The sequence below is a fragment of the Azoarcus sp. Soil_N_20 genome, assembly GCF_057656155.1.
In genome coordinates, this window is sequence record NZ_JBDGKX010000085.1 from 1 (window position 1) to 232 (window position 232).

Consider the following 232-nt stretch of genomic DNA (forward strand, 5'->3'; position numbering starts at 1 on the left):
GCGCGCCCGCCGTTCTCCATCGCCACCAGATCGACCAGCGCATCGGGGCCGGCCGTCTCCAGTCCGCCCACCGGGCGACCATAGACGCGCAGCCGGGCGATGCCGCCGTCGGGGAAGATATTGACCCGCAGATGGGTCCACGCGGCCTGGCTCGCGCACGCGATCAGGTGGTGGCTGCTCGGGCCGAGCGCGGTGGCGGGGAGGATCTCGGTCCAGGTCGCGGCCTTGAGTT

General features: G+C 72.4%; 1 pseudogene. It reads right to left on the reverse strand.

What is annotated here, in order from left to right:
- Window positions 1-232, reverse strand: a pseudogene (locus tag AC3A35_RS28010) (allantoicase); the annotation flags it as partial.